Raw genomic sequence first — 23,274 nt, 5'->3', positions numbered from 1 at the left:
GCTGCCACTCCTCCGCGCGCTTGCGAGAAAGGACGCTGTCCCGCCATATAGCTTCGCCACTAGGTCACATTTTGAAGCTCCTCGCGCTCTTCAGGCGTGACATTGCGCCGCAGCCTGTCCCACCAACGCTGTCGCCAGGTCCGGTCATCTTCTCTGGTCCCGAAAACCAGCTTCAAGATTGCGGGCAAGACGAAGAGGGTGAGCGCGGTGGCCGTGATCAATCCTCCGATGACGACTGTCGCCAAGGGACGCTGCACTTCCGCGCCGGTCCCGGTCGCAATGGCCATCGGCACGAAGCCGAGCGATGCAACGAGCGCGGTCATGAGAACCGGCCTCAGGCGCGCCAATCCACCATCGACGATGGCGTCATCGAGCGCCATGCCCCTGTCGAGCCGCTGACGGATCGCAGTCACCATCACGAGGCCATTCAAGGTCGCCACACCCGACAGGGCGATAAAGCCTACCGCCGCAGATACCGAGAATGGCATCCCGCGCAGGGCCAAGGAGAAAATCCCGCCTGCCAGGGCCAACGGGATCGCGCTGAATACGGCGAGCGCCGGCACCCAGCCCCCAACCGCCATGTAAAGCAGCAAGAGAATGACCGCGAAAGCGATAGGAATGACTATCTGAAGTCTTTCCTGGGCAGCCTGGAGGTTCTGGTATTGACCGCCCCACTCGATAAACGCGGCAGCGGGCAGTTCGACCTGCGCCGCAACCCTTTCCTGGGCCTCTTCTACAAAAGACCCGAGGTCGCGTTCTCGCACGTTGGACGAAACGATCACCAGTCTGCGTCCCTGTTCCCGGCGAACCTCCGCGAGACCATCCACCACACGGAACTCGGCAACCGAGCGTAGCGGTATGGTTGCCCCGTTCGGGAGCAGCACCGGCAAAGCACCCAACTGGTCGAAATCGTCGCGGGTCGCGTCCGACAACCGCACAACCACATCGAAGCGGCGATCGCCTTCGAAAACGAGGCCCGCAGGCCGACCGCCCAGTGCGATCGCCACCGATTGCGCAACGTCTTCGACCTTCAGCCCGTAACGGGCAATCGCTGGCCGATCGAAGGCAATATCGAGGGTGGGGAACCCGGTCACTTGCTGGACCTTGACGTCCGCGGCGCCGTCGACATTGCGCAGCACGCCCGCAACCTCGTTCGCCGCCGAGGTCATGGCGCTGAGATCGTCTCCGTAGATCTTGACGGCAACATCTCCGCGAACGCCTGCGATCAATTCGTTGAACCGCAATTCGATCGGTTGGCTGAACTCGTAAAGGTTGCCGACGAGACTGCTGAGGGCGCTCTCCATTTGCGCGACCAACTCGTCCTTGGCGAGGTCGGGATCGGGCCATTCCTCACGGGGTTTGAGGATCACATACGCATCGGAAGCGTTCGGCGGCATCGGGTCACTGGCCACTTCCGCCGTGCCCGTCCGCGAAAAGACGAGCTCGACCTGCTCAAACTGCTCGAGCCGGTCCTCGACCCGCCTTTGCATCGCGAGCGAACGTTCGAGCGATGTCGAAGGAATACGCAGCGATTGCACGGCGATGTCGCGCTCGTCCAATTGCGGTGTGAACTCGCTCCCGAGGAAGCTGAACACGAAGGCCGCAAAGGCGAAGATGCCGACGCCCATGCCGATGACCGGCCAAGGGCGGGTGATCGCCCTGCGGACCAGCGGTCCGTATCGCTCCTTGGCGATCCGGATCGGCTTGACCTCCTTTTCCGTCAGCTTCTTGTTGAGCAGGATGGCGATCATTGCCGGGACGAAGGTCAGCGACAACACGAACGCCGAGGCGAGCGCGAGCATGACCGTGATCGCCATGGGCGAGAAGGTTTTGCCTTCGACCCCGGTAAAGGTCAGAAGCGGTGCGAAGACGAGAAGTATGATCGCCTGCCCGTACACAGTCGGCTTGATCATTTCCTGCGCGGCAAGCCGCGTTTCCGTCAACCTTTCGCCCAGTGTGAGAAGCCGGCCTTCGTGTTCCTGCCGGGCCGCGAGCCTCGCGACACTGTTCTCGACGATGATGACGGCACCATCGACGATCAGGCCGAAGTCCAGCGCACCCAGGCTCATGAGATTGCCCGACACGCCGAGCCGGTTCATTCCGATCGATGCCATCAGCATGGAAAAGGGAATGACCAGCGCCGCGATGATCGCTGCCCGGATGTTGCCCAGCAGCAAGAACAGGATCGCGATCACCAGAAGCGCGCCTTCAACGAGATTCTTCTCGACGGTCGCGATCGTCGCATCGACCAGCGAAGACCGGTTGTAGACGATCTCCGCGACAATTCCTTCCGGCAGGGAGCTGCGAACTTCCTCGAGCCGTTCGGCCGCCTGGGCCGACACGGTGCGGCTGTTCTCGCCCGCGCGCATGAGCACGGTGCCCACGACCGCTTCATCGCCGTTCAGCGACGCCGCGCCCGTTCGCAGGTCGCCACCGATGCTGACCGTGGCGACGTCTCCTACGCGAATGGGGACTCCTTCGCGTGTAGAAACGACCGCCTGCTCGATATCCTCGACACTGCCGAGGCGCGCATCGACCCGGGCGAGGAGGGCTTCGCCTGCCCGCTCGACGAAATTGGCGCCTTCGGCGAGATTGGCCGCTTCCAGCGCATCGATCACTTCGTCGAACGATAAACCGTACCCGGTCAATCGCGCGGGATCGGGTTGGACAAGGTATTGCTTTTCGAAGCCGCCGATCGAGTCGACACCTGCCACACCGTCGACCGACCGCATGAAGGGCGCAACCACCCAGTCCTGAATAGTTCGCAGATACGCGGCCTTGGCGACATCACTGTCGAGCTGGTCGCCACGTTCGGTTACGAAGCTCCCGTCGGACTGCCATCCGACCGCTCCGCCCAGCGGTGCTTCCTTGCCGTCAGGAAACTCGTACTCGATGGTATACATGAGCACTTCGCCCAAGCCGGTCGAGATGGGTCCCATCACCGGTTCGGCACCCTCGGGTAGGGAGGCACTTATGGGCGTCAGCCGTTCGTTGACCTGCTGACGCGCAAAATAGATGTCGGTCCCTTCCTCGAAAATCGCGGTCACCTGGCTGAACCCGTTGCGCGATATTGAGCGGGTCATCTCCAGACCCTCGATACCGGCAAGCCCGGTTTCAACGGGATAGGTGACCTGCGTTTCGACTTGCGAAGGCGACAGGGCTGGTGCCTCGGTGTTGATCTGCACCTGTACATTGGTGATATCGGGCACGGCATCGATGGGCAGGCGCAGCAAATTCACCACGCCATAGATTGCCACACCGAGCGTCAGTACGACCATCGCCCAGCGAAAGCGCACGGCGACGTCGAGGATCATGCCGATCAGGCCATGGCGGTGGGAGCGATCCGCGTCCTGCATGTGATCAGTGTCCATGCTCGGCCTCCTCCTTCTCGAGTTCAGCCTTCAGCAAAAAGGCATTGGCGGTGGCGATCCGCCACTGCGCTTCGAGACCGGACTCGATGACCACGCGTCCTCCCGAACGCGCACCGGTGACCACCGGACGGGCTTGAAACCCGCGGCGCGTGCGAACGAAGACCACTTCTGCGCCATCGATTGTCTGGACGGCACTTTCCGGCACCGACATGCGGCCTGTATCGACCTCACCCGAGGGGCGGATACGTGCCTGCAGGAAGGCCCCGGGTTGCAGACCGGGGATCGGTCTTGCCAGCGACAGGACCGCCGTAGCGCTGCGGCTTTCGGGATCGAGCGAGGGAGTGACAGACCGCACGCGCGCACCCACTTCCCGGTTGTCCGCGATTTCCAGCGTCGCCTCGTCGCCAGGCTGGATGCGGCTTGCTTCAGCCGACGGGAGGGCAACCTCGACCTGCATGCCGCTCGGATTCACGACCTGATAGAGTTCTTCCCCGGCATCGACGAAGGAGCCGAGAACGATAGGCGCCGAGGTCACTCGGCCCGCGAGCGGGCTCGTGACCGCAAGGGAGCGCCCGTCGCCGCTAACGCCCGCCGCGGAGACTGCCGCCTGGGCGCGCGCAAGTTCCGACTGGGCGACCTGCAGATTTGCTCGCGCGGCCTCGAGATCCTGCCGTGCGGTGACATTGGCTTCGAAAAGGCGGCGCTCCCGATCGTAGGCAGCAGACAATTCGTTGACCCGCGCGCCCGCTGCGCTGAGTTGCGCCGCAAGAGCAGCGGCGTCGGCGCTCTCGATGCGGGCAATCGTCTCTCCCTGCCTCACGTAATCACCCAGCGTTTTGCCGACACTGCGGACTACGCCCGCTGCGCGGGCATCGATGCGGGCACTTGCCGTCGGACTTGCCGCGACGGTGGCCGGAAAGACCAGCTCGACCGCCGATCCCTGACCGACGGTTTCGACCTCTATCTGGGACGCTTCGATTTGTTCGGCGCCAAGCAGGACAAGGCCTTCGGGAAGCTCGACCTCCTCACTCGTCTCCTCGGCGTTTTGGTCAGCTTTGTTGTCGGGCCACAGCATGAGCGCCGCGACTACAAAGAGAATGACAAGGCCGATCACAACGGCCAGACGTTTACGGTTCATCGGAAAATACCTCATTGTGCACCGAGCCAGATCAGTGTCGCCGCCAGGCGGCCACGATCTTCCTGAGCTTGAATCAAAGCTTCACGGATGGTGTCGCGTGCTTCGGCCGCAGCCAGAACTTCGATCAGCGGAAACCTGCCGTTGCGGTAGCCAATCCGAACGAGCCGCAAGGCTTCTTCGGCTTGGGGCAAGGACGTCTCCGCGAGGGTCTCGACCCGCGCTTCGGCTGCCAGAAATTGTCCGCGGGCCTGCGTGACCTCGAGTTCGAAATCGGTGCGGGCAATTGCTTCCCGCGCCGTCGCGGCGCGAAGCCGCGCTTCGGCAGCAGCGATGTTTCCCTGGTTGCGATTACTGAACGGAAACGGGATCGAAACCCCCACGAGAAACGCCTGGTCTCGACTTTCCTCGAACCGTCGGACTCCGGCGGATATTGCCGGATCCGGAATGCCGAGAGAGCGTTCCCGGGCGATCGCGGCATCCGCGGCCTCGCGTTCGGCACGGGCGACCTGAAGTCGTAAGGCCGAAGGTGACGCGAGCAGCGTCGCCGGAGGTTCGATCTCGGGGAACACCGAAGGCACGTCCGTAGCAGGTGTTGCCTCGCCCCAAAGCGCGGCGAGCGCGTTCCTCGCCGTACTGTCGGCAGCCAGGGCCGCTTCAAGCTCCGCGAGCGCCTCCGCAAGTGCCGCTTCGGCACGAAGCGATCGCAGAGGAGGCTCCCGCCCAACATCGACCAGTACGCCTGCGATCCTGGCAAGCTCGCGATTGCGCTCGACTATGTCCCGCGCGAGTTCCAATCGGGCTGCCGCAGCGACGGCTTCGACATAGCGTTCGCGCACCGATCGCCCGAGCTGAGCAACCGAGAGCGCTCCTGAAAGGGTCGCGACGCGCGCTTCCGCCTGGGCGGCGCGGACGCGCGCTCCCCGTTTGCCGCCCAATTCGAGCCGCTGGCTCAGGGACAAAGTATACTCGGTGGCCTGCAATCCCGAAAACGCGCCGCTCCCGGCAATGTTTTCGGCTTCGAAAGCAATTTCTGGGTTGGGCCGCAGCCGCGCCTGGTCGACCAGGGCCCGCGCCGCGTCGGCTTCGGCCCGCGGTCCGATCAGGCGCGGATTTTCTGGGGGCTCATCTGCGCTGTCGACGATGCCCGCACGAGCGAGCGCAGCTTCGAGCGTCAGAAGCTCACGCTCCTGCGCCGCCACGGTCGTGGCTTGAGCGGCGAGGAACAGCCCTCCAAGGAGGACCCCTCGCCAATGAATGGCTGACATTTTTCGAATATTCCTCTGCTGACGATCCGAACTGCGCTGCGGCATGCAGCGCGGTGACGGTCGTCAGGCGCGAGGGGGGCGCTTCAGTCGGTCGGCAATGTCGGAAGCGAGCGCTTCGGCGGGAGGCGCATCGGGAACCACAACCAAGTGAGGAACCGAATTCTTCTGCACGGTGCCGGCAAAGCTCGCCCCATGATGACAATGGCCGTGCCCACACACGCCGTGTTGCTCGGTCGGCGCATCCGGATCGCCCGGAACTTCGTCAGTAGCTGCGGATGACGCGGACGCGCTGTCGAGCGAAACCAGAACGGGCGTGCTTCCGGGCGCCACTTCGGCGCCGCAAGCAGCAGCATCCGCCGCCGTCACGAACACCATCGCGACCAGCATGAGCAGGACGACGAAAGGGTGCAGGACAAGGCGACGATAGCTTGTAGTCATGGATTCCAATGGCTCATAGCAAACCGCATCAAGATTGCAAGTTCCGTAACACGATGAAGTATAAGTCTTTTGTTACAGTATAACAGTCCTCGAATACTGTTTCGGTCTTTTAGAACGGCGCGATCAGGCCGCGCGAAGCTCGGGATGGGGATGCTCGCAGCGATGCACTTCGATCGTGACGTGCACATATTCCGCATGCTCTGAAAGTCGGCTCGCATAATGGTCGGGCGCGAGCGGATCACCGGCGATGAGCGAGGCGATGACCGCATACTTGCCAGGGCCGATACGCCAGATGTGCAGATCGCCGATCGCGGCGTCCCGGTCCTCTAGCGCCTCGCTCACTTCTGTGTATCGTTCAGAGTCCGCCTCGGCGTCGACAAGCACGGCTGCGGTATCGCGCAGCAGCGACCATGACCAGCGCCCGATCACGAATGCACCTACCAGACCCATTGCTGCGTCCATCCATGCCCAGCCGAGGTACATGCCGGCGAGAAGGGCCACGATAGCCAGGACCGAGGTCAGGGCATCGGCAAGCACGTGGAAATAGGCGGAGCGCAGATTGTTGTCGGCATGCGCATGGTCGTGGTGATGATGATGGTCGTGATCATGCCCATGGTGATGATCGGCACCAAGCAGCCAGGCACTCGCGAGGTTCACCACGAGGCCGAGCAGGGCGATCCAGATCGCCTCGGTATAGGCAATCGTGAGCGGACTGACGAACCTTTGAGCCGATTCAACCGCGATCCCGATTGCGAAGATGGCGAGGACAAGCGCGCTCGCGAAGCCGGCGAGGTCGCCCACCTTGCCGGTACCGAATGTGAAACGCGGGTTGTTCGCATGGCGCCTGGCAAACCAGTAGGCAAAGGCCGCGACGCCCAGGGCACCTGCGTGGGTCGCCATGTGGATACCATCGGCGAGAAGCGCCATCGATCCGGTCCACAGGCCAGCGACGATTTCGACCACCATCATCGCGGCGGTCAAGGCAACGACATAACGCGTGCGCCGCTCATGGGCGTCGTGCGAGGCGCTCAGGAAGTTGTGATCATGGGCGAGCGGATTGGAGTCGGCGTGGTGCATGCGGGGCTGATAACCCGAGATGCCTTCCCAAGAAATCCCCTCTCCAACCGAAAAGGCAATCGATGACAATTGTCTGAGATGGTCGCCGCAGCCAACCGATGGTAGACATGCTGCAGCGACCAACAGACTATTATCCCTTAGTCTTGGATCCGGACGTCACGGTCCTGCGATCGACCACGGTGATCCGGCGCGTCTTGGCGTCGATCACTAGCCGTTCAGTCACGCCATTGCCCGGAAAGGCGACAACGTAGCGCGGATTGAGCGAGAGCATCTGCTCGTTGCGCTTGAACCCGGCGCGGGCACCAAGACGACGATCGAGCGAAAAGGTCAGCTGCTGGACTTCGCGGCGTTCAGCCCAGCTCGCGGCGAGGCGATCGGCACCCTTGCCGTCGCCGCCATGGACCAGGAAGAGATCGGGAACCGCATCGCGAACCTTGTCGAGCGTAGCCCAGATAGTGTCGGCATAGACGCGCGCGTCCTCAGCGTTGTCGAAGCTCTGGCGACCACCGGCAAAGACGACCGGAGTTCCTTCAGGGATCAGGGCGTGGCGCCGGTTCTCTGCGCGAGCGCGGAGGAAATCGCGGGCATCGATTACGGCCGAAGTGAGGTTGCGCGAATGGCTGGTCCGCGAGCCCGAAACGGGCTTCCATGACGAACCGGTCTCGTCGCGGTACAGCGCTGCGGCTGCCTCGCGCATCTGCTCGAAGGCCAGCATGCTGGCTTCGGCGGCCTGTGCACGCTCGACCTGCTCTTCCAGATTGCTCGAATGCACTTCGGAGCCGTCGGCCGATGCGAGCAAAACCCGGATCTCGTCGCTGGCCCGGTCAAGCTGAGCCGACTTGCGGCTGGCTGCGCGGTGGAAGAGATTGACCATGCCCCATGCAATATCCTCGCCGTCGGCCTCCAGGGCCGTATCCGAAAACATCGCGAAGAGGTCGGACCATACGGCACCAAGCGTCTGGTCGATCGCATCCTCGCAGGGAAAGTCGGTCTCGTTGAAGAGGGCTGGCCTGATGCTGAGGCCTGAAAGGTCGAGGCCGCTCAACTGATCGATAAAGCTGTCGTACATGGGGTGTCTCCTGATCGCGGGGACAAGGAGAGGAGGCACCATTGCCTCGGACCTGTCCGCCGGAGCCCGATCAGGGCCGGGGAAAGGGGCAAGGCGCACCGCGTAGCGGGAAACCTGCGGCCCTAGGCTGGCGCGGGTAACACGGGCCGACGGGCCGCAGGTTGCGGCGCGCCCCGACCGGCCCAAGGGCCTCTCCCGGCGGAGAGGAATGAGGCAGGATCAGGACCCGGTGTCGCAGTTGGATCGGGAGCGCTCGAAGATCGCTTCGCCATTCGAGAACCGCCCGACCAGGCGCAACTCACCGAACAGGTCGATGAACCTACCCGAGACCTGGCCAAGCCAGTGCCGTGCTCTCGCCGTTCGTGGGTTGTAGAAATCCGCCTCCCAGTATCGGGGATCGTCGCGTTCGGCGAGCCAGATCGCGGCAAGCCCGCACCAGGTCGATATGCCACAATCGGCGAAGGCATTGCGCAGGAGGATACGGTCCTCGCGGCCGCGCCATCCATCGAAGCGCTCGAAGGATGGAAAGGTCGCCTTCGCAGTATCGATGACCTCGTCGACGAGGCACTCGTAGACCCAGTCGGTGTCGTCCTCTTCGCCGTCATCGAGCAGGCGAAAGGCCACCGCGGAGCCGGTCGGATAGCTGACGGAACGTCCCATCTCACTGCTCCTCAGGCTGCATCTGCGAGATAGATGTCGGCCTCGCTTTTACGGGATCGATGACCCCCAAGTTCGAGCAACAGGCTGGCCGCTTCCTCGGCCTTGGCCGCAGCGGTGAGGATCGCGCGCTCGTCCGATTTGAGGATCTTGAGCCAGGAGGCGATGTAACTGGCGTGATGGTCGAGGTGGGTGACCGGAAGGCCCAATTCGGCTCCAAGGATTGCCGAGGAAAGTTCGGCAATCAGTTCTTCGGCGGCATAGGCCTCGCTGCCGAAGCGGTTCTTGAGATCACGATCGAGCCGCGAGGAATGCCCCGTCCAGTGCGACAGCTCATGTGCAAGCGTCGCGTAGTAGTGGTCGTAGGCTTCGAAGAGTTCTACTGGCGGCATCGTGACCCGGTCACGCTGCGGCTCGTAATAGGCCTGGGCTCCATGATGCCGCAGGTCAGCGCCGATCTCGGCGAAAAAGGTATCAAGCCGCTCTTCGCGTCCTTTGGGCTCCAGCGCGGCAATGAGTGGTTCGGGATGATAGAATGCAGGGAGGCCGTCGCACTGGTCGGCATTGAACACGGCATAGGCCTTGAGGACGCGCCGGTTCTCGGTGTCGGCTTCGCCTTCGGCGTTCTCGACCTCCTTGGTGTAGCTCTTGTAAAAAATCGCTATGGTAGATTTCTCACCCTTGCGGACCTGTCCGCCGAGCTTCTGGCACTGGCGGTAGGTCATCCAGTAAGGCGAGACGTAGCCGCAGCCATCGGCCACCATCCACAGCCAGAAGGTGTTCATGCCGCGATAGGGTGTCCCGCAGCTCCGCAAGGGTCGCGAGACCGGCACGCCGCGCCACGGCTTGACCCAGGGCTTGGTGCCTTGCTCCAGCTTTTCAATGATGGCGGCGGTGATGCGGTTGGCTGGCGAAGCTGAAGCAGCGCGGCGGGACTTGTTCATGGGAGGTCTCCTGATCGCCGGGACGGGCATATCCCGGTTCAGGAAGAGCAAAGCTCCCTCTTCTCTTTTTTTACTGCGTGCTACCTCGCACGCGCCGGATCTTCCGTCGGACACGGGGTCGTACGGCAAGCAATCGCTCAAAAACCGGTCCCCGCGGCTTGCCCATTCGCTTGCGATCGGCTAACCGCCCGCCGATGCGCCAGCTCCATTTCCTGTTTTTGTTGGCATTGCTCTTGGTCTCGCATGGCGGACTTCCGGGATCGATTCCGCATCTGGACGCGGCGCATGCACATGAGGCGGCAAGCGCGCATCATGCGCATGAGCACAATTCCGCCGATGTCATCGAGGTCGAGACAGACGCCGATTCGCTCGCGTCCGAAGATATCGTGCCTCACCCCGCTTCGCATTCGCACAGCTCGATTGCGATGCCGGACCAGACCGAGTTCGCGGGCAACGCCCCTGCGCCTCGAACACTTCTGCGACCGGGCGAGACACCGCCTCTCATCGGCTTTTCGCCAGCTCCGTTAACGCAGCCCCCATCAGCCTGATTTTCTGAATCCGGCCCGCATTCCGGGCCAATTTCCATTCAGACAATCAGGAGCAGTCTATCATGCACGTGTCCACGCGTGCCGCCCTTCTGGCGGCCACGTTGGTGTGGGCGACCTCGGCATCCGCCCAGACGTACACACTCGAGGAGGCCGTTCGAACTGCGGTCGCCAATTCACCGCAGGGCGAGGCGACCGCAGCGCGCCTCGACGGCCTCAACGCAGCGCGAAGCGCTGCCGATACCAACCCCGCGCCCACGATCGATGGGACCGTCGAGAACATCGGCACCCCGGGCTTTTCCCAATGGCAGATCGACGGGACTTACAACCAGCGACTGGAGCGCGGCGGCAAACGCGCGGCGCGCGTGGGCCTCGCGCAAGGTGATATCACCGTTGCCGGGGCCGAGGCTCTCGTGCGGCGTCTCGATCTCGCGAGCGAAGTCCAGGCGTTGTACGTCGAAGCGCAAGCCGCCGCCTTGTCGCTCGAACTTGCCAAGAGCAGGGTCGAGATCGCCGAGACCCTCGCCAATGAGGTGCAGCGCAGGGTCGATGAGGCGCGCGACCCTCTGTTCGCGGGAACGCGGGCCCGCACACAACTGGCCGAAGCCCGGGTGGATCTTGGGCTGGCGGAACACGCCTTCGAAGCCGCTCTGGCGCGCCTGGCGCTCCTTACCGGCGGAGATCCACGCAGCATCGGGGTCGTGACCTCGGGCTTCCTCGAAGCCGAAGAGATTGCCATCACCACTGCCGACCTTACGCCAGTCGATCTTGCCGTCTTCCAGGCCCGGCGCGAGAGGGCGGACGCGAACTATCGCCTCCAGGAAGCCAATTCGCGCACCGATCCAACTGTCTTCGCGGGACCCAGGTTGTTCGGCAATGGCGACGTCGCCGTCATTGCGGGCTTCTCGCTGCCTTTGCCCAACCGCGCGCTCAATCGGGCCAACATCGACCGCGCCGCGGCCGAGCAGCGGCAGGTAGAGGCGGACCTCGCGGTCGAACGGTTCCAGCGTCGCCGGCAGATCGCTCTGGCTGCCGAACGTGTCGAAGAGGCGCGCCACGAGGCCGAGGCTATCCAGGAGCAGGTGGTACCCGGTGCCGAACAGACCCTGCGGGAGGTCCGTGCCGGCTACAATCGCGGAGGGTTCACCTTTCTCGATGTCTCCATTGCCCAGACCGCATTGCACGAAGCCAGAGTCCGCTTCGTCGATGCGCTCGCCGAATATCATCAGGCCAAGGTCGACTACGACCGACTGACTGGCCGCTTCATCGAACTTGTTGGGGGTTATTGATCATGCGCAAGACGCATTTATTCCTTGCTGCATGCTTTGCAGCGACACTTGCCGCCTGCGGCCAGTCGGCAGATACGCCGGAAACTTCCGAAGAACAGGCAGCCGCAGAGGGCGAGTACGAGCGCGGTCCACACAACGGGCGCATGCTTCGTGACGGCGACTTCGCTATCGAGATTACCGTCTTCGAAGACGGTGTTCCGCCCGAATACCGTCTCTACGCCTACCGTGACAACGAGCCCGTCGATCCCGAAACGGTCCGTGCCCGGGTCCTGATCACGCGTCTGGACGGCGAAAAAACCACGTTCGAATTCGAACCGGAACAGGATTACCTGCGAGGCCAGGGGGTTCTCGTCGAACCGCACAGTTTCGACGTCGTGGTCGTGGCAAACGAAGGCGACAACAGCCATCGATGGGCGTTCGAATCCTACGAGGGTCGGGTCACGATCTCGGACGAGGCGGCACGTGCGGCCGGCATTCGGACCGAAACGGTCGGACCGCAGCAGGTCGGTGAAACCGTGGAAATCATCGGACGGGTTGAGCTCGATCCCTCTGGCAGCGCCGAGGTGGGAGCCAAATTCCCGGGCACCGTCATGTCGCTGCATGCCAATCTCGGCGATCGTGTAGCCCGAGGGGCGCTGCTGGCGCGGGTGGAAAGCAGCTCATCGTTGCAGACCTATCCGATCTACGCGCCGATTTCCGGAGTGATCACGCATCGCAATACCAACATTGGCGACATCGCGGACAGCGATCCGATGTTCGTCATCTCCGATCCGTCTCGCACGGTTGCGACCTTCCCGATCTTCCCACGCGACATCGAGCGGGTTCGTCCCGGACAATCGGTGCTTATCCGGGGCCTCGAAGGCCAGCGTGCGCAGGGCTCCCGCATCCGGGACTTCCTGCCTCTGGCGGAAGTCAGCAGCCAGGCGGTGACCGCACGTGCGCCGCTCCCCAATCGCGATGGCTTCTGGCGACCGGGAATGGCGGCCCGGGGTCTGGTCTCGGTCGACCAGCGACGGGCGCCTCTCGCCGTCAGGACGGACGCCATCCAGCAGTTCCGCGATTTTCGCGTCGTCTTCGCCAAGATCGGCGAGACCTACGAGGTGCGGATGCTCGAGCTTGGTCAGGAAGGTCCCGAGTGGACCGAAGTGCTGAGCGGGATCGATGCAGGCACCGTCTACGCATCCGAGAACAGCTACGTGATCAAGGCCGATATCGAGAAGTCGGGCGCGAGCCACGATCACTGAGGAGCGCGATTTCATGTTGGAAAGAATTGTCGAGCTGTCGATCAGACAGCGTTTCGCAGTGCTGGCAGCGGTGTTCATTTTCGCCGCCGTGGGCATTTACAGTTTCGGCCGGCTCAAGATCGATGCGGTGCCGGACATCACCAATGTGCAGGTGCAGATCAACACTTCGGCGCCGGGCTTCTCTCCGCTCGAAGCCGAGCAGCGCATTACCTATCCGGTCGAAACCGCCATCGCGGGGTTGCCGGGGCTTTCCTATACGCGCTCGGTTTCGCGCTACGGTCTCAGCCAGGTCACCGTGGTCTTCGAGGACGGCACCGACATCTACTTTGCCAGGCAACTCGTCAACGAGCGTCTGCAGGCGGTACGTTCAAACCTGCCGGAGACGGTTGAACCCGAACTCGGGCCTATCGCCACGGGGCTGGGCGAGATCTTCATGTACACGGTCGAGGCCGAGCAGGGCGCGGTCAAACCCGATGGGTTGCGCTATACTGCGCAGGATCTGCGGACGTTGCATGACTGGGTGGTTCGGCCACAGCTTCGCACGGTTCCAGGGGTCACCGAGGTCAACTCGATCGGCGGCTACCGTAAGGAGTATGTCGTAGCGCCGCTTCCCGAACGTCTTGCCGGCTTCGGTCTGACGGTCGAAGACGTGATCGAGGCGCTCGAAAACAACAATGCCAATGTCGGTGCTGGCTACGTCGAGAGGTCAGGTTCGCAATATCTTATCCGCGTACCCGGACAGGCCGAGGACGAACGCGATTTGTCCGGGATTATTGTCGATTACCGCGATGGGGTTCCCATTCGCATCGCTGATGTGGCGGATGTCGAGATCGGATCCGAGATCCGCAATGGCGCCGCAACCAAGGATGGCCGCGAAGTCGTGCTCGGCACGATCTACATGCTCGTTGGCGAGAATGCCCGCGATGTCAGTGTCGCGGTGGCCGAAAGGCTGGAAGAGGTAAACCGCTCGCTGCCCGGCGGCGTTGTCGCCAATACGGTCTACGATCGCTCCGAACTGGTCGAAGCAACGGTCTCCACAGTCGAGAAAAACCTCGCCGAAGGGGCGCTGTTGGTCATCGTTGTCCTGTTCGTCCTGCTCGGCAACTTCAGGGCTGCACTCATTACCGCTGCCGTGATCCCCCTCTCTTTCCTCCTTATGATCACGGGGATGGTCGAGAACAACGTGTCCGGCAATCTCATGAGCCTGGGGGCATTGGACTTCGGCCTGATCGTGGACGGTGCGGTCATCATCGTCGAGAACTGTCTCCGCCGGTTCGGCGAGGCGCAGCATTCGCTCGGAAGGCTGCTGAATCGCGAGGAACGCTTCAAGCTGGCGGCCCGCGCATCTGCCGAGGTGATCAAGCCGAGCCTTTTCGGCATCCTGATCATCACCATCGTCTATGTGCCGATCTTCGCTCTTGAAGGCGTGGAGGGCAAGACGTTCCACCCGATGGCAATCACGGTCGTCATGGCGCTAACCGCCGCCATGGTGCTCTCCCTCACCTTCGTTCCCGCGGCAGTCGCGACATTCGTAACGGGCAAGGTCGAGGAGAAGGAGACGCGCGTCATGCGCGCCGCCAAGTCGGGCTATCAGCCTATGCTCGACTTCGCCTTGCGTTCGCGCAAAGCTGTCCTTGCCGGAGCCGTGGCTCTGGTGGTCCTGAGCGGATGGGGCGCAAGCCGGATGGGATCGGAATTCATTCCCAATCTCGATGAAGGCGATATCGCGCTCCACGCCCTAAGGATTCCGGGTACCAGCCTCAGCCAGGCGGTCGCCATGCAGACTGCCCTGGAAGACAAAATTCGGACCTTTCCCGAGGTGGACCAGGTATTCGCGAAGATCGGTACCGCCGATGTGGCCACTGACCCAGTGCCTCCCTCGGTCGCAGACACCTTCGTGATCATGAAGCCGAGAGAGGATTGGCCGGATCCCCGCAAACCAAAAGAGCAACTCGTCGCCGAGATGAACGAGGCAGTCCAGCAGGTGCCGGGTTCGCGCTACGAGTTCCTTCAACCGATCCAGATGCGCTTCAACGAACTCATCGCGGGCGTGCGTTCCGACGTCGCGATCAAGATCTTCGGGGACGATCTCGACCAGCTTGCTTCCGTTGCAGCCGAGGTCGAGGGCGTCGTCTCTTCGATCGAAGGATCGCAGGACGCGCAGACCGAACAGGTGACCGGCTTGCCGTTCATTCAGGTCATCCCTGATCGCGTCCGCCTGACCCAGCTCGGGTTGAACGTGGACGATGTTCAGACGGTGGTGTCGACGGCAATCGGCGGGACCAAGGCCGGCCAGATCTTCGAAGGTGATCGACGCTTCGATATCGTTGTCCGGCTGCCCGAAGAGATGCGCGAGGATCGCCAGGTCCTAGGCCGTAAACTCATAAACTGACTTGCGCGGCGCGGGCGCGGTTGATTCAAGGCTTCGGGAAGGAGCTTTGGATGACGCGTCGTAGATTTGAACTGACCGATGATGAGTGGCTGGTGATCGAGCCGTTGTTGCCGAACAAGCCTCGCGGGGTTCCGCGTGTGGATGACCGGCGGGTCATCGACGGGATATTGTGGCGCTTTCGCACGGGCAGTCCTTGGGCTGATATTCCCGAGCGCTATGGCCCACATACCACCTGCTACAACCGTTTCGTGCGCTGGCGCAAAGCCGGTGTGTGGGACCGCCTTCTCGAAGCGGTGAGCCAAGCCTTCGACGGCGAGTTGGTCATGATCGACAGTTCTTCCATCCGGGTCCACCAGCACGGTGCGACCCTAAAAAGGGGGACCCAAATCGCTGCATGGGACGTTCCCGGGGCGGTTTGACAACCAAGATCCATGCCCTGGTTGATGGTCGCGGCCTGCCGATCCAACTGCATCTGTCCGAAGGCCAGGCGAGCGATTGCCGTGAGGCCGAGAGGCTGCTGGCCGCCGTGCCGAACGCCACCACCTTTCTCGCCGATAAGGCTTATGACAGCGATGCCATTCGCAGTCAGATCACCGCGCAGGGTGGCTTCGCCAACATCCCAGTCAAGCGCAATCGTCGCAAAGGCTTCGCGTTCAGCAGCTTCCTGTATCGCTACCGTAATCTGGTCGAGCGTTTCTTCGGGAAACTCAAAAACGCCAGAGGCTTGGCCACCAGATACGACAAACGAAGCGATAACTTCCTCGCTGCCATCAAGCTCTTCTGCACACGCCTATGGATCGCCGCTAATGAGTCTACGCCCTAGGAAGGCACCAGCCTCGGATTTCAGTTCGTCGGCGAGTACGGGGGGACGATCATTGAGCGCGCGCATGGCGCGGTCGATCACCACGAGTTCCTGTTCGGCCTTGGCGACCTCGTCCTCGTCGCTGTCCTCGTCTTCGAGCACGGCGGCGACGCGGTCGTAGTCGGCCTCGAGCTCGCCGAGCTCCTGCGCTTCCTGCTCGGTCATCGGTGCAGGTTCGCAAGGCAAGCGATTGAGGCCGTCGACAAGGTCATGGCTGACATAGGTGCCAAGCGTCGGCCGGACCCAGGCAAGGCCATATTCGAGCGTGGCCTTTTCTGCCGCCCCCTCCATGGCCTTGTGCGCGAGGTCCTCGAGCAGCGCGACATCGATCCAGCTCTCGCTGGCATCATCGTCGAACAATTCGCGCTCGATCCGGCCACCTGCGGCGAGGTACGCATCGCGTCCGACCAGAACGGCTCGCGGATCGGAACCGCGCACCGTGGCATCAAGCACCATGCGGCGGATCGTGTCAGGCGTGATCTGGTACCAGGCGTCCTGCAACTCGGCATAGACATGCGCCTGTCGCTCGATGTCAGAGATTGCGCCGTAGGCCTTGGCCATGTCGAGCGTGATGGTGCCTTCGGCGAGCGCTTCGAAGACGCAAGGCGCGAGAGAGGCCAGGCGCAGCCGTCCTTCGACAAAACGGACAGTGAGGCCGAAGCGGCGCGCCACGTCTTCTGTGGTAGCCCCCGCCTCGATGATGGAGGCGAAGGCCTGGGCCTCGTCGGCCGGATTCATCGCGAGACGTTGGACGTTTTCGGCAAGGCTGGCTTCACGCACCTCGCTTTCCTCGCCTTCGATCACGAGGCAGGTGACCTCGTGGTTTTGGGACAAGGTGCCCTCTTCGGCCAGTGCCTGCAGCGCGGCGAGCCGACGACCGCCGGCCTCGACCTCGAACTTGCCGCGCTTTCCTTTGCGAACGACGAGGTTCTGCAGCAGACCGCGCGCAGCAATGTCTGCCCGCAGCTGGAGGTCGGCGAGCACGTCGCTCGACTTGCGAACGTTGCGGGGGCTCGGAACGAGCTTCTTCAAGGGGATCGACTGGATCATGGGTTTTCTCCTGATGGAATGAAGGCGCAGGTGAGGATCACGAGGCCCACAAGCCCAAAGGGCTCCCTCCACTCTCTTCAATGGCTGTGGCGAACATCTATACGACCGAGATGGGGCGATCAGGGATCGGCTAAGTTCCGATCATGAGGGCAGTTGTTCTCAATGCGCGAACCCATTCGCAGGCCCGTCATCAGCGGGCACAGGCAGATCAGTCGCCCGGACTTGAGGAAGGACGTGATCAGGCTCCGGCGTACGCGACACGGGAGCTTATCGGTTCATTCAGACACACGAAGGGGAGGAGAGAAGGGGAAACTTAAGCGCAATCGGAGGCAGCGCTCAGTTTCATTCGGACCCTGACCTGTTGAGCGGAGACTCTATCTATCCGCTGCCGAGCAAGCGCTCTTCGAGAAGCGTCCGAAAATCCCGACGCGCATCAGCAATTACGAACACAGTCACCTGATCGGGTGCTGGCTCGGGCTGATATCCGTAGATGATGCGGAAGGGAGAGCGCGACAATTGCCGGAATTCGGTGATCCCGAGAGCCTCAAGTTCCGGTGGAACCGGTCCTTTCTGAGGATTGTCGGAAAGGGACTCGATAGACGCGACGAGGTCATCCAGCAGTGCGTCCGCACCATCGTCGCCATCCGGCCCGCGCTGCGCCACGCGACGCTGCCAGATACCCGCAAGATCACGCTCCGCACCGGAGGTGATCTTGATCGCTAACGCGGCCGTCATCATTCAGTTTGACTTACCCCGTACGCGCTCCGCAAGGCCTGCCACCGGGCGGGTCCGACCAGCGGCAACATCGGCCTGTCCGAGCGCCAGAAGTTTTAGCAGAGCGAGCGTTTCCTGTGCGCGCTCGTAGCTGGCGACATCCTGCAGAACTGCCTTGGCTTCGCCATTCTGCGTGATGACCAGTGGCCCGCCGCCATCTCCAATCTCCCGGATAATTTCGGCGCTGTGGGCCTTCAGATAGCTGATCGGTTTGATGCGCTGGTCCAGCTTCATAGAACACCTTGGGACTGAATTTGGTCTTTATATAGTCCACGACTTGGCAATTGCAAAGCTCAATGCCCGATTGCGATGCCTGGGAGTATCTGGCCTGCCCTCGACACCGGGACGAACAGCCGCGTGCGGTAGCGGATGATCTCGGTGAAGCAGCCCTTGTTCTTGTACCAGTCGAGGCGATCGGGCGAGAACCCGGTCAGTTCAAGGCGCTGTTCGCCGCCTACCAGCGAGCGCTTAACGGTGAGTGGATTGTGGCTTGCGAGGCCCAGCGGTTTGCCGCTGGCAAGGACAAGGTCGCCGATCTGCTCAGCCGATGGTCCGGCAACTCCGGAGAGGCCAAAGGTCTCGGCGATCGCAGCGAGATCGAGATCGAGCACTTCGCGGCCGATGATCGACTGGCCGTCTTCGGCAACGAGCCGGGTGACCCGAACATGATCGCCGGGGAGGCGCTTCCAGACCGGGAGCAGCAGTCCGGTGGCAAGATGGACGCGCTCGGTCACCGGTGACTTGGCCGCTTCCACTTCCTCGGCACGCCAGGCGCTCGTGAACGCAGTGACGCCAATTTCTTCCCATTGGCTCTCAGAGAGTGCCTGAAGTGTCCAGTTCGCGGACTTGAGCGGTCGCAAGAGGCGCCGACGTTCAATCACGGCCCCGTCGTCGGCGATGAGACGCCGGGCTGGAACCGACAGCGCAACCTTGCCCGACCGCGCATTGCGCATCGGGATCGCGTGCGGGCTACCGATCTCGTGCGTCCGCACCAGGCGTTGCAATCGCATAGGCCTAAGGTGCTTGGTCACTTCGAGCGAGACGAGACGGGTCTCGGCTCCGGTCACGGGGTCGGTGCGAAGAAGTTCATCTGTCAGGACCGTAAAGTGATCGACCCTGACGGTCTCCAGTCCCTGGTCGAGCGTTCCGGCTTCACGCGCAGCCTCGATCCGCGCTTCGACGAGGCCGAGATATTCATCGAAGATTGCGTTCTGGAGCGCGATCGGCAGCGCAAGAATGCGGTTGAGCCAGCGCTGGATCGTCGGGAGATTATCGGTCAGTCCACCATCGGGGTTTTCGAGCCGGAGGCCGGTGCGCTCGACGAAGTTGGCAAAGGTGGTGGCTTCGAGCTTGCCGTCATAGAGCAGCTGGAACCAGCGGCTGAGCGCGTCGCGCGCATAGTCGCTTTCAAGATTGTCTGCCGGGTCGAACAGGTTCTGTCCGCCCGTCTGGCGCTGGCCGCGCGTAAGCGCTCCCAAAGCATCGAGCCTTCGCGCAATAGTCGAGATGAATCGGCGCTCGCCCTTCACATCTGTGGTGACCGGGCGGAACAACGGGGCCGAGGCCTGATTGGTGCGGTTCGTGCGACCAAGACCCTGGATGGCGTTGTCGGCGCGCCATCCCGGTTCAAGCAGGAAGTGAACCCGGCGCTGCTGGTTCCTGGCGCCCAAGTCGGCATGATAGGAACGCCCCGTGCCGCCCGCATCCGAGAAGACCAGGATGCGCTTGGTCCCTTCCATGAAGCTTTGGGCTTCGGCGACATTGGCGCTGGGGCTACGCCGTTCGAGGCGCTGCTCACCATCGCGGCCCAGGACAAGCCTGCGGGTCCGGCCCGTGACTTCGGCCACGGCGTCGGTTCCGAAATGCTCGATGATCGCATCGAGCGCAGTGGCGATGGGCGGCAGTGCGCAAAGCTGTTCGATCAGCGCATCGCGCGCGGCAATGGCGCGCGGGCAGAAGACGGGATTGCCGTCTCCGTCGCTCATCGCCTCGGAGCGAAGATTGCCGTCCTCGTCGGCGAAGACCTGCATCAAGCGCACCGGGAAGCTCTTGGCGAGATAGTCGATGACGTATTCTTTGCAGTCGCAGTTTATGTCGAGCGTCGCAGCCGGAGGCGCGGGATTGCGTCGGTTCGTCATGATTTTACTCCAGATAATTGTGCGGTTGGGGCAGCGTGGCCGAAGGCTATGCCCGCTTGCGGACGTCGTTGAGCATGGCGATCAGAGTGTCTGACGGCGGCTTGAAGCGTCCAGGGCTGATTTCCGGCCCGCCATGCGCAGCCAAAATCCGCAGCTTCTCCTCTGAATCGGCGCGCAGATATGTTTCGGTGCTCTGGATGCTGGCATGTCCAAGCCATAGTGCGACCTTGCGAATATCGCCTGTCGCTGCGAGCGTGTGCATCGCGCAGGAATGACGCAATACATGCGGCGTGACTCGTTTGCGCAGCAACGACGGCTGCTTCTTTGCTGCCGCGTTGACATGTTTGGCGAGACGGAATGCGAAGCCATCGCGGGTGATGGGCTGCCCGTTCGCGTTGAGAAATACCTCGGCGACCTCAGTCTCAGGACGGATGACAAGCCATGCGCGGAGTGCGGACTGGGTCTCTTTCCATAGCGGCAAGACCCGCTCGCGACGGCCTTTACCCATGATGTGGACCGTCGAGAGCGATCGATCCGGGAAATCGCGCAGTTGCAGCGACACGAGTTCCGATACCCGAAGCCCCGCTGCATAGGTCAAGTGCAGCATAGCGCGATCGCGCGTACCGAGCCGTGTCCGAGGATCGGGCGCGTCGAGTAATGCCTTGATCTCGGCCCGGTCGAGATAATCGATCAGCGTCTTGTCTGCCTTCTTGCTGGGGATCGATCGAACCCGAAGCGCCTGGTCAAGACACGCCGGAACCCGATACTCGATGTACCGGAAGAAGGATCTGATCGCAGCGAGCCTGCCATTGCGGGTCCGCACACAGCTGCCGCGCTCGACCTCGACATGGCCGAGAAAGGCCATGATCATGTCGGTGCCGAAATCCTCGATCTCGAGATCGGTCGGTCGACGCTTCAGCCGATCGGATGCGAACCGGACCAGCAGGACGAAGCAGTTGGCATAGGTCTTCACCGTATGCGGGCTTACGGCGCGTTCCCGCGGCAGATGTTCGCGCAGGAAGGCTGTGAGATGGGGAGCAAGCGCCGTCATGCCGCTTCTCCCAGATACAGATCCTCGCTCGCGGCAGCGATGTCGCGCAGCAGCACTGGCGTGGCTTCGAGATACCAGTAGGTGTTGGCGACCGAGGTGTGACCGAGATAGACACTGAGCGCGGCCATGTGATGCGTCACGGCGTCCCGGTCCGGCGAGCAGGACTCGAGCGAGCGTACGGCGAAGGTATGCCGCAAATCGTGAAGCCGCATACCTGCAGTCCCGGTTGGTCCACGATATCCGAGCTGTCGCGCCAGCCTGACGAACACGACGTGGGCGCGGACCTTATGGGGTGCTCTTCCCCGGATCGTCACGAACAGATCGTTGCCCGTGGCACCGAGCCTTGCCCGGGTTGCGAGATAGGCCTCGAGAGCCTGACGGATTGATGGCTGCAAGGCGATTAGGCGCTGCTTGCCGAACTTGCCGTCGCGGACGATCAGACCGTCTTCGACCAGATCGTCGCACTGTAGTGCTAGAGCTTCGGAAATCCTCAGACCGGTCGCCGCCAGCAGACCGAACAGGTAATGATAGGTGAAGGGACTGATCATGCCCTTGGGCGGAAGATCGAGCGCCGCCTTCATGATCGCCCGGACCTGTTCCGGTTGGATGATGTGCGGCGTTGGTCGCGGACGCTTCCCCCGGCCAAACACACCGGCGGGCGGAACCTGGTTGGCTGGATCCTCGGCATGGGCAAACAAGCAGAAGTTGCGCACGAAAGTGAAGCCGGTCCGCGCGGTGTTCTGCGAAGTCGTCGCTCGGCACCAGTCGTAGATGCGGTCGATACGGGTGTGGCTGTCTCCGAAGCCAGTCGCGTAGGTGCCGAACTTGCGAAGCAGGCGCTCCTGCTCGAAAAATTTGCGACCGAGGCTGCGATGCAAAGCGACGTACCGCGAAATCTGTGCGTTTATCATGACAGGTCTCCGGGCCAGGGTTGTGCGATCTTCAAGAGCATCGGCAGATCGGTCTTGGCGTAAATGGCGGTGGTCTCGGGCGAGCTGTGGCGCAGGATGGTCCCGATGGACTCCAGGCCTGCACCAGAGCGCAGCATGTTGGTTGCAAGCGAATGCCGGAATATGTGCGATCCGGTCGGCAGACCTTCGATCCCGCCGCGCTCGAGTGTGCGTGCAACGATGCCGGCGATCTCGGCTGACGAACTGAATGGCCGGAACGGGGCTTGCGAACGCAAGAACAGGTGCGCTTCGATGGCCGTCGGGCGGGCCGCAGCAAGATATGCCAAGATCGCGTCGCCAACACCCTGTGGCAATGGCAAACGATCCGGTCGACGCGTCTTGCCCTTGACCTTCAGATGGCCGGATCGCCAATCGATATCGTCGAGACGCATATCCCGAATATCTCCTGCTCGCAGGCCAAGTCTGGCAAGCAGGAGAATGATCGCCTTATCCCGAACTTCCACCGGCCGACCTGTCGGGCAGGCTGCAATGATCCTCTCGATCGTTGCCGGGTCGATGTAGCGCGGCAATGCCGAAAGCCGGTATCTCCGTACGGAAGGCATTGCGTGCAGCAGCGCTGGGCGGCATTGGCCTCGGCCAATAAGAAACCGAAGATAGCTCCTCATGATCGTGGCGAGCAGCGAAGCCGATCCCGGGATCTCCTTGCTGCGACGCTCGAACGCATCTCGCAGAGTGGCAGCATCCCATTGTGCCGGCGCGCCGAGCATGGGCATCAGCCGCTCAATCTCTGCCCGGTATCGCCGGATCGTCTCGTCGGTCACGCCTCGATCCTGCCTGAGCCAACCGACATATGCCGCGACCTGCGGATCTTCGACCACCTTCACCGCGACCGGAGCGATGGCGCGCCGATCACGAAGAAACTCAACGAAGTGCCGTGTGCAACGCCGCCGTCGCTTCCTGCCGGAAGTGGTCAGCTTGCCGCGCTTGCGGAAAACCGGGCACCGACAATCGTGATCGGCATACTGTTTGGTGACCGTGTCATCGACATCGGTCCATGGA

At 62.5% G+C, this 23,274-nt stretch carries 17 protein-coding genes and 2 pseudogenes; 4 read left to right on the top strand and 15 right to left on the bottom strand.

Going from position 1 to position 23,274, the window contains the following annotated elements; genetic code table 11:
* Nucleotides 1-59: 59 nt before the first annotated feature.
* The 8 genes from AB433_RS14700 to AB433_RS14665 all read right to left on the bottom strand — a co-directional run bounded on the left by AB433_RS14700 (nt 60) and on the right by AB433_RS14665 (nt 9,959).
* Complete coding sequence (locus AB433_RS14700; protein ID WP_156170920.1) at nt 60-3,323, bottom strand: efflux RND transporter permease subunit; 3,264 nt, start codon at nt 3,321-3,323, stop codon at nt 60-62.
* Between the two features lie 37 nt (nt 3,324-3,360).
* Nucleotides 3,361-4,509: an efflux RND transporter periplasmic adaptor subunit gene (locus AB433_RS14695; RefSeq protein ID WP_047822043.1), complete on the bottom strand. Its 1,149-nt coding sequence runs from the start codon at nt 4,507-4,509 to the stop codon at nt 3,361-3,363.
* Between the two features lie 11 nt (nt 4,510-4,520).
* The gene (locus AB433_RS14690) at nt 4,521-5,819 is read right to left on the bottom strand and encodes a TolC family protein (RefSeq protein WP_245626678.1); all 1,299 of its coding nucleotides are present in this window, start codon (nt 5,817-5,819) and stop codon (nt 4,521-4,523) included.
* 18 nt (nt 5,820-5,837) lie between these two features.
* The gene (locus AB433_RS14685; RefSeq protein ID WP_047822039.1) at nt 5,838-6,212 is read right to left on the bottom strand and encodes a hypothetical protein; all 375 of its coding nucleotides are present in this window, start codon (nt 6,210-6,212) and stop codon (nt 5,838-5,840) included.
* 123 nt (nt 6,213-6,335) lie between these two features.
* The gene (gene dmeF / locus AB433_RS14680; RefSeq protein ID WP_047822038.1) at nt 6,336-7,289 is read right to left on the bottom strand and encodes a CDF family Co(II)/Ni(II) efflux transporter DmeF; all 954 of its coding nucleotides are present in this window, start codon (nt 7,287-7,289) and stop codon (nt 6,336-6,338) included.
* A gap of 130 nt (nt 7,290-7,419) precedes the next feature.
* Nucleotides 7,420-8,358 (bottom strand): DUF2493 domain-containing protein, encoded by a 939-nt coding sequence (locus AB433_RS14675; protein WP_047822035.1) that lies wholly within the window; start codon nt 8,356-8,358, stop codon nt 7,420-7,422.
* Nucleotides 8,359-8,577: 219 nt separating this feature from the next.
* The gene (locus tag AB433_RS14670; protein WP_047822033.1) at nt 8,578-9,018 is read right to left on the bottom strand and encodes a hypothetical protein; all 441 of its coding nucleotides are present in this window, start codon (nt 9,016-9,018) and stop codon (nt 8,578-8,580) included.
* Between the two features lie 11 nt (nt 9,019-9,029).
* On the bottom strand, nt 9,030-9,959 hold the full coding sequence (locus AB433_RS14665; RefSeq protein ID WP_047822031.1) for an ArdC family protein: 930 nt from the start codon (nt 9,957-9,959) through the stop codon (nt 9,030-9,032).
* A 610-nt stretch (nt 9,960-10,569) separates the two neighbouring features.
* On the opposite strand from AB433_RS14665, the gene AB433_RS14655 reads away from it, so the two are divergent.
* The 4 genes from AB433_RS14655 to AB433_RS20085 all read left to right on the top strand — a co-directional run bounded on the left by AB433_RS14655 (nt 10,570) and on the right by AB433_RS20085 (nt 16,252).
* The gene (locus AB433_RS14655) at nt 10,570-11,793 is read left to right on the top strand and encodes a TolC family protein (RefSeq protein ID WP_047822027.1); all 1,224 of its coding nucleotides are present in this window, start codon (nt 10,570-10,572) and stop codon (nt 11,791-11,793) included.
* Between the two features lie 2 nt (nt 11,794-11,795).
* Nucleotides 11,796-13,037, top strand: coding sequence for an efflux RND transporter periplasmic adaptor subunit (locus AB433_RS14650; protein ID WP_047822026.1), 1,242 nt, complete (start codon nt 11,796-11,798; stop codon nt 13,035-13,037).
* Nucleotides 13,038-13,050: 13 nt separating this feature from the next.
* Entirely contained in the window at nt 13,051-15,429 is a 2,379-nt protein-coding gene (locus AB433_RS14645; RefSeq protein ID WP_082134950.1) for an efflux RND transporter permease subunit, read from the top strand.
* Between the two features lie 50 nt (nt 15,430-15,479).
* Nucleotides 15,480-16,252, top strand: a protein-coding gene (locus AB433_RS20085) for an IS5 family transposase (RefSeq protein WP_156170621.1) whose coding sequence is annotated in 2 segments (ribosomal slippage) — nt 15,480-15,798 and nt 15,798-16,252 — 774 coding nt in all. Because the reading frame shifts where the segments join, the coding sequence is not laid out codon by codon here.
* Here the strand turns inward: AB433_RS20085 and AB433_RS14630 are convergent.
* From AB433_RS14630 to AB433_RS21655, 7 genes and pseudogenes are all read right to left on the bottom strand, one after another.
* A pseudogene (locus AB433_RS14630) lies at nt 16,250-17,341 on the bottom strand (ParB/RepB/Spo0J family partition protein); the annotation flags it as partial. The gene AB433_RS20085 and the pseudogene AB433_RS14630 overlap by 3 nt on opposite strands.
* A gap of 378 nt (nt 17,342-17,719) precedes the next feature.
* On the bottom strand, nt 17,720-18,076 hold the full coding sequence (locus tag AB433_RS14625) for a type II toxin-antitoxin system RelE/ParE family toxin (protein WP_047824205.1): 357 nt from the start codon (nt 18,074-18,076) through the stop codon (nt 17,720-17,722).
* Between the two features lie 3 nt (nt 18,077-18,079).
* Nucleotides 18,080-18,349: a type II toxin-antitoxin system Phd/YefM family antitoxin gene (locus AB433_RS14620; protein ID WP_047822024.1), complete on the bottom strand. Its 270-nt coding sequence runs from the start codon at nt 18,347-18,349 to the stop codon at nt 18,080-18,082.
* Between the two features lie 59 nt (nt 18,350-18,408).
* Nucleotides 18,409-20,214, bottom strand: a pseudogene (locus AB433_RS14615) (strawberry notch C-terminal domain-containing protein); the annotation flags it as partial.
* An 85-nt stretch (nt 20,215-20,299) separates the two neighbouring features.
* Complete coding sequence (locus AB433_RS14610) at nt 20,300-21,304, bottom strand: tyrosine-type recombinase/integrase (RefSeq protein ID WP_007015829.1); 1,005 nt, start codon at nt 21,302-21,304, stop codon at nt 20,300-20,302.
* Nucleotides 21,301-22,215: a tyrosine-type recombinase/integrase gene (locus AB433_RS14605; RefSeq protein WP_006832488.1), complete on the bottom strand. Its 915-nt coding sequence runs from the start codon at nt 22,213-22,215 to the stop codon at nt 21,301-21,303. Before AB433_RS14605 ends, AB433_RS14610 begins: the two co-directional genes overlap by 4 nt.
* Entirely contained in the window at nt 22,212-22,988 is a 777-nt protein-coding gene (locus AB433_RS21655; RefSeq protein WP_342670041.1) for a tyrosine-type recombinase/integrase, read from the bottom strand. Before AB433_RS21655 ends, AB433_RS14605 begins: the two co-directional genes overlap by 4 nt.
* Nucleotides 22,989-23,274 lie beyond the last annotated feature (286 nt).

The sequence above is a fragment of the Croceicoccus naphthovorans genome (assembly GCF_001028705.1).
GTDB lineage: Bacteria > Pseudomonadota > Alphaproteobacteria > Sphingomonadales > Sphingomonadaceae > Croceicoccus > Croceicoccus naphthovorans.
Note: the sequence above shows the minus strand (reverse complement) of the source record. Positions and strands in the feature narration are given on the sequence as shown.

Bases quoted from the DNA above. Each gene is read 5' to 3' on its own strand.
- AB433_RS14695 (WP_047822043.1), bottom strand. From the start codon at position 4,509: ATGAACCGTAAACGTCTGGCCGTTGTGATCGGCCTTGTCATTCTCTTT.
- AB433_RS14690 (WP_245626678.1), bottom strand. From the start codon at position 5,819: ATGCCGCAGCGCAGTTCGGATCGTCAGCAGAGGAATATTCGAAAAATG.
- AB433_RS14685 (WP_047822039.1), bottom strand. From the start codon at position 6,212: ATGACTACAAGCTATCGTCGCCTTGTCCTGCACCCTTTCGTCGTCCTG.
- dmeF (WP_047822038.1), bottom strand. From the start codon at position 7,289: ATGCACCACGCCGACTCCAATCCGCTCGCCCATGATCACAACTTCCTG.
- AB433_RS14675 (WP_047822035.1), bottom strand. From the start codon at position 8,358: ATGTACGACAGCTTTATCGATCAGTTGAGCGGCCTCGACCTTTCAGGC.
- AB433_RS14670 (WP_047822033.1), bottom strand. From the start codon at position 9,018: ATGGGACGTTCCGTCAGCTATCCGACCGGCTCCGCGGTGGCCTTTCGC.
- AB433_RS14665 (WP_047822031.1), bottom strand. From the start codon at position 9,959: ATGAACAAGTCCCGCCGCGCTGCTTCAGCTTCGCCAGCCAACCGCATC.
- AB433_RS14655 (WP_047822027.1), top strand. From the start codon at position 10,570: ATGCACGTGTCCACGCGTGCCGCCCTTCTGGCGGCCACGTTGGTGTGG.
- AB433_RS14650 (WP_047822026.1), top strand. From the start codon at position 11,796: ATGCGCAAGACGCATTTATTCCTTGCTGCATGCTTTGCAGCGACACTT.
- AB433_RS14645 (WP_082134950.1), top strand. From the start codon at position 13,051: ATGTTGGAAAGAATTGTCGAGCTGTCGATCAGACAGCGTTTCGCAGTG.
- AB433_RS14625 (WP_047824205.1), bottom strand. From the start codon at position 18,076: ATGACGGCCGCGTTAGCGATCAAGATCACCTCCGGTGCGGAGCGTGAT.
- AB433_RS14620 (WP_047822024.1), bottom strand. From the start codon at position 18,349: ATGAAGCTGGACCAGCGCATCAAACCGATCAGCTATCTGAAGGCCCAC.
- AB433_RS14610 (WP_007015829.1), bottom strand. From the start codon at position 21,304: ATGACGGCGCTTGCTCCCCATCTCACAGCCTTCCTGCGCGAACATCTG.
- AB433_RS14605 (WP_006832488.1), bottom strand. From the start codon at position 22,215: ATGATAAACGCACAGATTTCGCGGTACGTCGCTTTGCATCGCAGCCTC.
- AB433_RS21655 (WP_342670041.1), bottom strand. From the start codon at position 22,988: ATGCCCATGCTCGGCGCGCCGGCACAATGGGATGCTGCCACTCTGCGA.